This window comes from Staphylococcus condimenti, assembly GCF_001618885.1.
Classification (GTDB): Bacteria; Bacillota; Bacilli; order Staphylococcales; family Staphylococcaceae; genus Staphylococcus; species Staphylococcus condimenti.
In genome coordinates, this window is sequence record NZ_CP015114.1 from 1,355,292 (window position 1) to 1,367,274 (window position 11,983).

Consider the following 11,983-nt stretch of genomic DNA (forward strand, 5'->3'; position numbering starts at 1 on the left):
AATTTGTTTTAAAACGTCTAAGACGTTTGTTAATTTGGAATTAACGTTGACATATTGTCATTCAGTTTTCAATGTTCATTTTTCTGACTCACAAGAATTAATTATACTCTCTATTGAAAGAGAAGTCAATACTTTTTTAAAAGTTTTTTTAAATCAGTGAGATTTCTTTCACAAAAAAATGACCTAATGGTCAAAAAGTGAAATTGCCTGGCAACGTCCTACTCTTGCGGAACGTAAGTCCGACTACCATCGGCGCTAAAGAGCTTAACTTCTGTGTTCGGCATGGGAACAGGTGTGACCTCTTTGCCATTGTCACCAGACAATAGAATGATTATACATTCAAAACTAGATAGTAAGTAATTATCAATTCAACCAATCAAAACTTGAAATTGGATTAAGTCTTCGATCGATTAGTATTCGTCAGCTCCACATATCGCTATGCTTCCACCCCGAACCTATTAACCTCATCATCTTTGAGGGATCTTATAACCGAAGTTGGGAAGTCTCATCTTGAGGGGGGCTTCATGCTTAGATGCTTTCAGCACTTATCCCGTCCATACATAGCTACCCAGCTATGCCGTTGGCACGACAACTGGTACACCAGAGGTATGTCCATCCCGGTCCTCTCGTACTAAGGACAGCTCCTCTCAAACTTCCTGCGCCCACGACGGATAGGGACCGAACTGTCTCACGACGTTCTGAACCCAGCTCGCGTACCGCTTTAATGGGCGAACAGCCCAACCCTTGGGACCGACTACAGCCCCAGGATGCGATGAGCCGACATCGAGGTGCCAAACCTCCCCGTCGATGTGAACTCTTGGGGGAGATAAGCCTGTTATCCCCGGGGTAGCTTTTATCCGTTGAGCGATGGCCCTTCCATGCGGAACCACCGGATCACTAAGTCCGTCTTTCGACCCTGCTCGACTTGTAGGTCTCGCAGTCAAGCTCCCTTATGCCTTTACACTCTATGAATGATTTCCAACCATTCTGAGGGAACCTTTGAGCGCCTCCGTTACACTTTAGGAGGCGACCGCCCCAGTCAAACTGCCCGCCTGACACTGTCTCCCGCCATGATCAATGGCGCGGGTTAGAAATCCAACACAGCTAGGGTAGTATCCCACCAACGCCTCCACGTAAGCTGGCGCTCACGTTTCTAAGGCTCCTACCTATCCTGTACAAGCTGTGCCGAATTTCAATATCAGGCTACAGTAAAGCTCCACGGGGTCTTTCCGTCCTGTCGCGGGTAACCTGCATCTTCACAGGTACTATGATTTCACCGAGTCTCTCGTTGAGACAGTGCCCAAATCGTTACGCCTTTCGTGCGGGTCGGAACTTACCCGACAAGGAATTTCGCTACCTTAGGACCGTTATAGTTACGGCCGCCGTTTACTGGGGCTTCGATTCGTAGCTTCGCAGAAGCTAACCACTCCTCTTAACCTTCCAGCACCGGGCAGGCGTCAGCCCCTATACATCACCTTACGGTTTAGCAGAGACCTGTGTTTTTGATAAACAGTCGCTTGGGCCTATTCACTGCGGCTCTTCAGAGCGTGAACCCTAAAGAGCACCCCTTCTCCCGAAGTTACGGGGTCATTTTGCCGAGTTCCTTAACGAGAGTTCTCTCGCTCACCTTAGAATTCTCATCTTGACTACCTGTGTCGGTTTGCGGTACGGGCGCCAAATCTCTAGCTAGAGGCTTTTCTCGACAGTGTGAAATCAACGACTCGAGGAAAACATGTTTCCTCTCCCCATCACAGCTTGACCTTGAGAATGGCGGATTTGCCTACCATTCAGTCTTACTGCTTGGACGTGCACTCCAACAGCACGCTTCGCCTATCCTACTGTGTCCCCCCATCGCTTAAAACGATCATTGGCGGTACAGGAATATCAACCTGTTATCCATCGCCTACGCCTGTCGGCCTCGGCTTAGGACCCGACTAACCCAGAGCGGACGAGCCTTCCTCTGGAAACCTTAGTCAATCGGTGGATGGGATTCTCACCCATCTTTCGCTACTCACACCGGCATTCTCACTTCTAAGCGCTCCACATGTCCTTGCGATCATGCTTCGACGCCCTTAGAACGCTCTCCTACCACTGTCCGAAGGACAGTCCACAGCTTCGGTAATATGTTTAGCCCCGGTACATTTTCGGCGCAGTGTCACTCGACTAGTGAGCTATTACGCACTCTTTAAATGATGGCTGCTTCTAAGCCAACATCCTAGTTGTCTGGGCAATACCACATCCTTTGCCACTTAACATATATTTTGGGACCTTAGCTGGTGGTCTGGGCTGTTTCCCTTTCGAACATGGACCTTATCACCCACGTTCTGACTCCCAAGTTAAATTGATTGGCATTCGGAGTTTGTCTGAATTCGGTAACCCGAGAAAGGCCCCTCGTCCAAACAGTGCTCTACCTCCAACAATCATCACTTGAGGCTAGCCCTAAAGCTATTTCGGAGAGAACCAGCTATCTCCAGGTTCGATTGGAATTTCTCCGCTACCCTCAGTTCATCCGCTCACTTTTCAACGTAAGTCGGTTCGGTCCTCCATTCAGTGTTACCTGAACTTCAACCTGACCAAGGGTAGATCACCTGGTTTCGGGTCTACGACCAAATACTCAACGCCCTGTTCAGACTCGCTTTCGCTGCGGCTCCGCATTCGCTGCTTAACCTTGCATCAGATCGTAACTCGCCGGTTCATTCTACAAAAGGCACGCCATCACCCATTAACGGGCTCTGACTACTTGTAAGCACACGGTTTCAAGTTCTCTTTCACTCCCCTTCCGGGGTACTTTTCACCTTTCCCTCACGGTACTGGTTCACTATCGGTCACTAGAGAGTATTTAGCCTTGGGAGATGGTCCTCCCGGATTCCGACGGAATTCCACGTGCTCCGTCGTACTCAGGATCCACTCAGGAGAGAATCGACTTTCGACTACAGGACTTTTACCTTCTCTGGTCCAACTTTCCAGTACGGTTCGTCTAATCGATTCTTTTGTAACTCCATGCAGAGTGTCCTACAACCCCAATGAGCAAGCTCATTGGTTTGGGCTCTTCCCGTTTCGCTCGCCGCTACTCAGGGAATCGAGTTTTCTTTCTCTTCCTGCGGGTACTAAGATGTTTCAGTTCTCCGCGTCTGCCTTCAGACATGCTATGTATTCACATGTCGATAACACAACATAACTTGTGCTGGGTTCCCCCATTCGGAAATCTCTGGATCAACGCTTACTTACAGCTACCCAAAGCATATCGTCGTTAGTAACGTCCTTCATCAGCTTCTAGTGCCAAGGCATCCACCGTGCGCCCTTAATAACTTAATCACGTTATTAATTATGTGAGTAATCTTCTTTGCCGTCGGCAAATTGATTACTAGCGATTCATTTAAATGAATAAAGCTTTTAAAACTCTAATTCACTCGGTTTTGCTTGGTAAAATCTATTTATTACTTACTTATCTAGTTTTCAATGTACAATCATGAATACTCAAATGAGCATTCAAAACTGAATACAATATGTCACGTTATTCCGTCAGTTTCTGTTGAAACTGTTCCGTATATATCCTTAGAAAGGAGGTGATCCAGCCGCACCTTCCGATACGGCTACCTTGTTACGACTTCACCCCAATCATTCGTCCCACCTTCGACGGCTAGCTCCTAAAAGGTTACTCCACCGGCTTCGGGTGTTACGAACTCTCGTGGTGTGACGGGCGGTGTGTACAAGACCCGGGAACGTATTCACCGTAGCATGCTGATCTACGATTACTAGCGATTCCAGCTTCATGTAGTCGAGTTGCAGACTACAATCCGAACTGAGAACAGCTTTATGGGATTTGCTTGACCTCGCGGTTTCGCTGCCCTTTGTACTGTCCATTGTAGCACGTGTGTAGCCCAAATCATAAGGGGCATGATGATTTGACGTCATCCCCACCTTCCTCCGGTTTGTCACCGGCAGTCAACTTAGAGTGCCCAACTTAATGCTGGCAACTAAGCTTAAGGGTTGCGCTCGTTGCGGGACTTAACCCAACATCTCACGACACGAGCTGACGACAACCATGCACCACCTGTCACTTTGTCCCCCGAAGGGGAAGACTCTATCTCTAGAGCGGTCAAAGGATGTCAAGATTTGGTAAGGTTCTTCGCGTTGCTTCGAATTAAACCACATGCTCCACCGCTTGTGCGGGTCCCCGTCAATTCCTTTGAGTTTCAGCCTTGCGGCCGTACTCCCCAGGCGGAGTGCTTAATGCGTTAGCTGCAGCACTAAGGGGCGGAAACCCCCTAACACTTAGCACTCATCGTTTACGGCGTGGACTACCAGGGTATCTAATCCTGTTTGATCCCCACGCTTTCGCACATCAGCGTCAGTTGCAGACCAGAAAGTCGCCTTCGCCACTGGTGTTCCTCCATATCTCTGCGCATTTCACCGCTACACATGGAATTCCACTTTCCTCTTCTGCACTCAAGTTTTCCAGTTTCCAATGACCCTCCACGGTTGAGCCGTGGGCTTTCACATCAGACTTAAAAAACCGCCTACGCGCGCTTTACGCCCAATAATTCCGGATAACGCTTGCCACCTACGTATTACCGCGGCTGCTGGCACGTAGTTAGCCGTGGCTTTCTGATTAGGTACCGTCAAGGTGCGCATAGTTACCTACGCACTTGTTCTTCCCTAATAACAGAGTTTTACGATCCGAAGACCTTCATCACTCACGCGGCGTTGCTCCGTCAGGCTTTCGCCCATTGCGGAAGATTCCCTACTGCTGCCTCCCGTAGGAGTCTGGACCGTGTCTCAGTTCCAGTGTGGCCGATCACCCTCTCAGGTCGGCTACGTATCGTTGCCTTGGTAAGCCGTTACCTTACCAACTAGCTAATACGGCGCGGGTCCATCTATAAGTGACAGCAAGACCGTCTTTCATTGCAGAACCATGCGGTTCCGCATATTATCCGGCATTAGCCCCGGTTTCCCGGAGTTATTCCAGTCTTATAGGTAGGTTACCCACGTGTTACTCACCCGTCCGCCGCTAACGTCAGAGGAGCAAGCTCCTCATCTGTTCGCTCGACTTGCATGTATTAGGCACGCCGCCAGCGTTCATCCTGAGCCAGGATCAAACTCTCCATAAAAGTTATGATTTGTTTGACTAGCTCATAAAAACTAATTTGTTTTAAAACGTCTAAGACGTTTGTTAATTTGGAATTAACGTTGACATATTGTCATTCAGTTTTCAATGTTCATTTTAATAATAATGGTGGAGACTAGCGGGATCGAACCGCTGACCTCCTGCGTGCAAAGCAGGCGCTCTCCCATCTGAGCTAAGCCCCCATTATGAATAATTAAATAAGAGTCGGGAAGACAGGATTCGAACCTGCGACCCCTTGGTCCCAAACCAAGTGCTCTACCAAGCTGAGCTACTTCCCGTCATTCAATTATTATGTAGTGAAAATTATAAATGGCGCGCCCGATAGGAGTCGAACCCATAACCTCTTGATCCGTAGTCAAACGCTCTATCCAGTTGAGCTACGGGCGCTAATATTTATATGGTGCCGAGGACCGGAATCGAACCGGTACGGTAATCACTTACCGCAGGATTTTAAGTCCTGTGCGTCTGCCAGTTCCGCCACCCCGGCAAAAATAATGGAGCAGAAGACGGGATTCGAACCCGCGACCCCAACCTTGGCAAGGTTGTATTCTACCGCTGAACTACTTCTGCATTAGATATAATGGAAAACTGATGAGCCATAGAGGATTCGAACCTCTGACCCTCTGATTAAAAGTCAGATGCTCTACCAACTGAGCTAATGGCTCATAAGCATTTGAAATGGTGCCGGCCAGAGGACTTGAACCCCCAACCTACTGATTACAAGTCAGTTGCTCTACCAGTTGAGCTAGGCCGGCTATTAAATGGTGGAGAATGACGGGTTCGAACCGCCGACCCTCTGCTTGTAAGGCAGATGCTCTCCCAGCTGAGCTAATTCTCCGAATTATATTGCCTGGCAACGTCCTACTCTTGCGGAACGTAAGTCCGACTACCATCGGCGCTAAAGAGCTTAACTTCTGTGTTCGGCATGGGAACAGGTGTGACCTCTTTGCCATTGTCACCAGACAATGTAATTAATAAGTTGCTTCGTGTTTTCCACTTAAACTATATTAACTGTTTTTGTTAACATTTGCAATAGTCAATTTTACACTCTGTTAAAATCTTTTTTACAAATGTATGACGCGTTCTTTTTGACGACTCTTATATTTTACTACATCGTTCAAGTCTTGTCAACACTTTTGAATCATTTTTTTGAATAACTTATATTCATACATAATCACTCATAAAATGTCGTTTTATTTCTTCAGAACAATTAACTATTATACACGCATTACAAATTATTGCAAGGGCTTTTCATAAGTTTTTTGATTTTCTTAAAGGTTTTGTAATATAGTGCATTAACAAACTTCGATACACCCACAGCTTTGCATTTTAAAACAAAAAAAGAGCGCTGTTTAACAGCACTCTTCTAAGCTACACAGATCTGATACATTATTTTTGACGCATATAAGGGAATAACAATACATCTCTGATAGATGGTGAATTAGTTAATAACATTACAAGTCTATCAATACCAATTCCTAGACCACCTGTTGGAGGCAAACCGTATTCTAATGCTTCAATGTAATCTTCATCCATTTCATGCGCTTCATCGTTACCTTGTTCTTTTTCTTTTAATTGCGCTTCAAATCTTTCGCGTTGATCAATAGGATCATTCAACTCTGTAAATGCATTCGCATGTTCACGACCTACGATAAATAATTCGAAACGATCTGTAAATCTTGGATCTTCTGGATTTTTCTTAGCAAGTGGTGAAATCTCAATTGGGTGTCCATATACAAATGTTGGTTGAATAAGTGTTTCTTCTACTTTTTGTTCAAAGAACTCATTCAAAATATGACCATATGTCATATGATCTGTAATTTCAATGCCATGCTCATTAGCAAGTTCACGTGCTTCTTCATCAGATTTAACATCAAAGAAGTTTACACCAGTTGCTTCTTTAACAGCATCTACAATATGAACTCGTTTCCATGGTGAATCTAAATCTACTTCGTATTCACCATACGGAACTACTGCAGTACCTAATACTTTTTTAGAAATATGACGGATTGTGCCTTCTGTTAAATCCATAATATCGTGGAAATCAGCATAAGCTTCATACAATTCAATCATCGTAAATTCAGGGTTATGGCGTGTTGATACACCCTCGTTACGGAATACACGGCCAATTTCATATACTTTTTCTAATCCACCTACGATTAAACGTTTTAAGTGCAGTTCAATCGCAATACGCATATATAACGTTGCATCTAAAGCATTGTGATGAGTTACGAATGGGCGAGCAGCAGCACCACCTGCGATTTGATGCATCATAGGTGTTTCAACTTCTAAGAAACCTTTGCTATTTAAATAGTTACGCATTTCTTGAATGATTTTACTGCGGTTAATGAATGTTTGTGTACTTTCTTGATTTGTAATTAAATCTAAATAACGTTGACGATAACGTTGTTCAACATCTTGCAAACCATGGAATTTGTCTGGTAATGGGCGTAAAGATTTTGATAATAAAGTAAATGATTTAGCTTTAACACTCAACTCACCAGTGTTTGTTTTAAACATAACACCTTTAATACCTACAATATCTCCTAAGTCAGCCATTTTCCAAATTGCAAATTGTTCTTCGCCGACTTGGTCTTTACGTACATAAATTTGAATTTGTCCAGATAAATCTTGAATATGCGCAAATCCAGCTTTACCTTTACCGCGTTTAGTCATTAAGCGGCCAGCAATTGCTACATGTGCTGCTTCTTCATCTTCTTTTTCGTGCAATTCTTCTTTAGAATATTGATCCCATGCTTCTTTCAATTCTTCAGCACTTGCTGTACGATCAAAACGTTTACCGAAAGGATCAATCCCTAAATCAATTAATTCTTGTAATTTCTGACGGCGGACCTGCATTTGGTCATTCATTTCTTCTGACATGTTACCTCTCCTTTAAGCTTGTTGGGTTGCTGTTGCTGCAGTTGATTCTGCCTGGAAATTCTGCAGTATATCAATCATTTCTTGTTCAGTGTTTGCTTGGTTCAACGCTTTACGGGCTTTTCCATTCCCTTTTACGCCTTTTAAATACCAAGAAGCGTGCTTACGCATTTCCATAACACCAATCTTCTCACCTTTTAATTCTACTAGTCGACGCAAATGTAATAAAGCAATTTCTACTTTTTCTTTTACAGTAGGTTCCTCCATTAATTCGCCAGTCTCTAAATAATGTACTGTACGATAAATCATCCATGGGTTTCCTAACGCTTCACGACCGATCATTACTGCATCGACACCTGTTTCATCTAACATTTTTTGTGCAAGTTCAGGGCTCGTTACATCACCATTGCCGATAACAGGAATATTGACCGCTTCCTTCACTTGTCTAATAATATCCCAATCTGCATGACCTTCATACATTTGAACACGTGTACGTCCATGCAATGAAATCGCTGCGGCACCAGCACGTTCAGCTGCTTTAGCATTTTCTACTGCATAAATATGATCATCATCCCAGCCGATACGCATTTTGCATGTCACAGGTTTGCTCACTTTTTCAGTTACGGCTGAAACCATTTCATATATTTTATTAGGGTCTAATAACCAACGAGCGCCTGCTTCACAACGAATAATCTTATTTACAGGGCATCCCATATTAATATCAATGATATCTGCAGTCGTATTTTGATCTACATAAACCGCTGCTTCTACAAGACTCTCTTTCTCCCCGCCGAAAATCTGTAATGAAAGCGGACGTTCATTCTCATCAATATACAACATATTCATTGTTTTAGGATTGTTGAATAAAATCGCCTTATCACTTACCATTTCAGCACATACTAACCCTGCACCGAATTCTTTGACTGTTAATCTGAAGGCAGAGTTGCAAACTCCAGCCATCGGAGCAAGTACGACTCTATTGTCGATTTCTACATCTCCAATCTTCCACATAATAATTACCTCTCAATCTTTCTCTAACGTTTATGATATTTATTCACAGTTTCATCAGGGACTTCAATATCTTTAATCTTTGTCTGAGTGCGCGGATTGATTGCCTCAGGTGCAATTTCTTGTAAAGGAATCAATACAAAAGCACGTTCTGCCATTCGCGGATGCGGAATGCTTAAATCCTGATCTTCAATGATTTCATTACCATAAAGTAAAACATCTATATCTAATGTGCGCGGACCCCATCGTTCTTTACGAACGCGATGCAATTGCTGTTCTATATTCAAACCGCTTTTCAATACTGCTTGCGGTGATAAATTTGTCTCAATCTCTGCACATAAATTCAAAAAATCAGGTTGGTCAACATATCCAACTGGTGCTGTTTCATAAAGTGAAGATACTTGGGTTACTTTTATACCTTGTTGCGCATCTAATAAACGAAGCGCCTCTTTTAATTGATGTTCTCTATCTCCAACATTGCTGCCTAAGCCTAAATAAACTTTAGTCATGGTCTGAATTCACCCTCGATATCTCAATTCCTACCCCGTCATAATGTCCTGGAATAGGTGGTGTTTCTTTTGTAATTCTCACTTTAGTTTCCAATACCCGATTATAGTGTGAATTTATACGTTTTGCAATAAGCGTAGCCAAATGTTCAAGTAAATTCTTAGGTTCGCCTTCCATAATCTCTTTTACATCTGCATAAACTTCTGCATAGTTTACAGTGTCCTCTACCAAATCTGATTTTCCTGCTGCAGATAAATCTACTTTCAAAACGACATCCACAACAAATATCTGCCCAATGTCATTTTCTGCTTCAAGCACACCATGATAACCGTAAAAGCGCATTCCATTGAGAAAAATTGTATCTGTCATTGTTCATTCTCCTTCAAGTAGTCTATACCTTGGGCAATACGTGCATTCAATTCAACGTTATGTACTCTGACTGCTTTAACACCTTTCATAATGCCATAAGCTGTCGTAGCTGCTGTCGCTTCATCTCTTTCTTCTGGTCGAGAATCTGTTTTAATCATTTCTTTGATAAAACGTTTGCGGCTTGTCGCTAATAAAACAGGATACTCTGTTGCTACAAGTTCATCTAAACGATCCATAACAACGCGTTCTTCCGCTCTGCTTTTAGCAAAACCAATGCCCGGATCGATCCAAATCTTATCATGTTTGATGCCTGCTTCTTCTGCACGGTTGGCTTGTTTTAATAAATATAACAGCATTTCATCCATAATCGGCTCATCACGCTCGCCGTCACCATTATGCATCAACACAATTTCTGCATCATAGCGCGCTACGGTTTCAAACATTTTAGGGTCATATAAACCTGCCCATTGATCATTAATCATTGTTGCACCCGCCTCTAAAGCTTGTTCTGCAACTTCACTTCTAAAAGTATCGATTGAAAGCTGTACATTAAATTCAGACAGTGCACGTACTACTGGAATCACACGCTCAAGCTCATCTTCTAAAGCAACTTCTTGATGTCCCGGACGTGTAGACACGCCGCCGATATCTACAATATCAACACCTTCATCCATCATTTCTTTCACACGTGCCACAGCTGTTTCAACTGAATTATATTTTCCGCCATCTGAAAACGAATCAGGCGTCACATTCAATATACCCATAATTTTTGTATGTGCCATGATGATCTTCCTTTCAAAATAACTGTTTCTTATTATAGCAAACTTCATTAAATGACCGAATGTATAAGTGTTCAAAAACAAAAAAGCTGCCGCAGAATACTCTGATAAGAGCGTTCTGCAGACAGCTGTATTACCGCATTCTTATTTATCTTCGAAAGAATAAAGCGGAGTTGAAAGGTAACGTTCACCGTTACTTGGCAATACAGTTACAACTGTTTTACCTTTTCCTAATTGTTTTGCTTTTTGGATTGCAGCATGAATAGCAGCACCTGAAGAAATACCTGCTAAGATACCTTCTTCTTTAGCTACACGGCGTGCAGTTTCCATCGCTACTTCATTGCCGACTTTAATCACTTCATCGTAAATTTGAGTATCTAAAGTTTCAGGAACAAAGCCTGCACCTAAACCTTGTAATTTATGAGGACCTGGTTCTCCACCGCTTAATACAGGAGAATCTTCTGGTTCAATCGCTACAATATCGATATCAGGATATTGTTTTTTCAAGACTTTGCCGACACCTGTCAATGTACCGCCTGTACCAACACCAGCTAAGAATGCATCGATTGTTTTATCCTCAAACTGATCAACTAATTCTGGACCAGTTGTCAATTCGTGAACAAGCGGGTTAGCTGGGTTTTCGAATTGTTGCGGTTCATAATAACCGTACTCTTCTTTTAATTCTTTTGCTTTTTTAATTGCACCTTTCATCGCTTCAGATCCAGGTGTTAATACCACTTCTGCGCCGTATGCTTTTAATAAATTACGACGTTCAATACTCATTGTTTCAGGCATTGTGAATACTGCTTTATAGCCTTTAGCAGCAGCAACAAATGCTAAACCGATACCTGTGTTACCACTTGTCGGTTCTACAATTGTATCGCCTGGTTTGATTTTGCCGTCTCTTTCACCTTTTTCAATCATTGCTAAAGCGATACGGTCTTTAACTGAGCCGCCTGGGTTTTGATATTCTAATTTAACATAAACATCAGCTGCGTCTTCAGGTACTACGTTGCGTAGTTTAACTACAGGTGTATCTCCAATAATTTGAACAATATTATCTACGGGTTTCTTTGCCATAAAAAAACACTCCTTTTTTATTAAAAAGATATTGAAAACAAGATAGCGAGATGCAGTATCCAATATGTTTAACGCCCCATCTTTACATCTCAATCCATATTTAATTCTATTTCAAATATATCTTAGCTATTTCATCGGATATCATTATTTTATCAGATTTGTATGACAAATCACAAGCTGATTGTCTCTATTATTTTATATTTCCTAATTTTCAAAAAGAAAACCCGAAAAA

General features: G+C 42.9%; 6 protein-coding genes, 8 tRNA genes and 4 rRNA genes. All 18 read right to left on the minus strand.

What is annotated here, in order from left to right:
• Positions 1-205: 205 nt before the first annotated feature.
• A 5S ribosomal RNA gene (gene rrf, locus A4G25_RS06840) occupies positions 206-320 on the minus strand.
• Between the two features lie 70 nt (positions 321-390).
• Positions 391-3,315, minus strand: a 23S ribosomal RNA gene (locus tag A4G25_RS06845).
• A 244-nt stretch (positions 3,316-3,559) separates the two neighbouring features.
• Positions 3,560-5,111: ribosomal RNA gene (locus tag A4G25_RS06850) — 16S ribosomal RNA — on the minus strand.
• A gap of 123 nt (positions 5,112-5,234) precedes the next feature.
• A tRNA-Ala gene (locus A4G25_RS06855) sits at positions 5,235-5,310 on the minus strand.
• A gap of 22 nt (positions 5,311-5,332) precedes the next feature.
• Positions 5,333-5,406, minus strand: a tRNA-Pro gene (locus A4G25_RS06860).
• Positions 5,407-5,438: 32 nt separating this feature from the next.
• A tRNA-Arg gene (locus tag A4G25_RS06865) sits at positions 5,439-5,515 on the minus strand.
• Between the two features lie 11 nt (positions 5,516-5,526).
• Positions 5,527-5,615 (minus strand) — tRNA-Leu (locus A4G25_RS06870).
• 8 nt (positions 5,616-5,623) lie between these two features.
• Positions 5,624-5,698 (minus strand) — tRNA-Gly (locus A4G25_RS06875).
• A 22-nt stretch (positions 5,699-5,720) separates the two neighbouring features.
• A tRNA-Lys gene (locus A4G25_RS06880) sits at positions 5,721-5,793 on the minus strand.
• 14 nt (positions 5,794-5,807) lie between these two features.
• Positions 5,808-5,883: transfer RNA gene (locus tag A4G25_RS06885), tRNA-Thr, on the minus strand.
• A gap of 7 nt (positions 5,884-5,890) precedes the next feature.
• Positions 5,891-5,966, minus strand: a tRNA-Val gene (locus A4G25_RS06890).
• A gap of 10 nt (positions 5,967-5,976) precedes the next feature.
• A 5S ribosomal RNA gene (rrf, locus tag A4G25_RS06895) occupies positions 5,977-6,091 on the minus strand.
• The 16S, 23S and 5S rRNA genes sit together here with 8 tRNA genes alongside, the layout of an rRNA operon.
• Before the next feature lie 426 nt (positions 6,092-6,517).
• On the minus strand, positions 6,518-8,011 hold the full coding sequence (gene lysS, locus A4G25_RS06900) for a lysine--tRNA ligase (protein WP_047132164.1): 1,494 nt from the start codon (positions 8,009-8,011) through the stop codon (positions 6,518-6,520).
• A 12-nt stretch (positions 8,012-8,023) separates the two neighbouring features.
• Positions 8,024-9,019, minus strand: coding sequence for a tRNA dihydrouridine synthase DusB (gene dusB / locus A4G25_RS06905; protein WP_047132165.1), 996 nt, complete (start codon positions 9,017-9,019; stop codon positions 8,024-8,026).
• A 23-nt stretch (positions 9,020-9,042) separates the two neighbouring features.
• Entirely contained in the window at positions 9,043-9,525 is a 483-nt protein-coding gene (folK, locus tag A4G25_RS06910) for a 2-amino-4-hydroxy-6-hydroxymethyldihydropteridine diphosphokinase (protein ID WP_047132166.1), read from the minus strand.
• Positions 9,518-9,892, minus strand: coding sequence for a dihydroneopterin aldolase (gene folB / locus A4G25_RS06915; RefSeq protein ID WP_047132167.1), 375 nt, complete (start codon positions 9,890-9,892; stop codon positions 9,518-9,520). The genes folK and folB overlap by 8 nt, the downstream gene beginning before the upstream one ends.
• Entirely contained in the window at positions 9,889-10,674 is a 786-nt protein-coding gene (gene folP / locus A4G25_RS06920; RefSeq protein WP_047132168.1) for a dihydropteroate synthase, read from the minus strand. The genes folB and folP overlap by 4 nt, the downstream gene beginning before the upstream one ends.
• 141 nt (positions 10,675-10,815) lie before the next feature.
• Positions 10,816-11,751, minus strand: a complete 936-nt coding sequence (gene cysK, locus A4G25_RS06925; protein WP_047132169.1) for a cysteine synthase A — start codon at positions 11,749-11,751, stop codon at positions 10,816-10,818.
• Positions 11,752-11,983: the final 232 nt, after the last annotated feature.

Bases quoted from the DNA above. Each gene is read 5' to 3' on its own strand.
- dusB (WP_047132165.1), bottom strand. From the start codon at position 9,019: ATGTGGAAGATTGGAGATGTAGAAATCGACAATAGAGTCGTACTTGCT.
- folK (WP_047132166.1), bottom strand. From the start codon at position 9,525: ATGACTAAAGTTTATTTAGGCTTAGGCAGCAATGTTGGAGATAGAGAA.
- folB (WP_047132167.1), bottom strand. From the start codon at position 9,892: ATGACAGATACAATTTTTCTCAATGGAATGCGCTTTTACGGTTATCAT.
- lysS (WP_047132164.1), bottom strand. From the start codon at position 8,011: ATGTCAGAAGAAATGAATGACCAAATGCAGGTCCGCCGTCAGAAATTA.
- folP (WP_047132168.1), bottom strand. From the start codon at position 10,674: ATGGCACATACAAAAATTATGGGTATATTGAATGTGACGCCTGATTCG.
- cysK (WP_047132169.1), bottom strand. From the start codon at position 11,751: ATGGCAAAGAAACCCGTAGATAATATTGTTCAAATTATTGGAGATACA.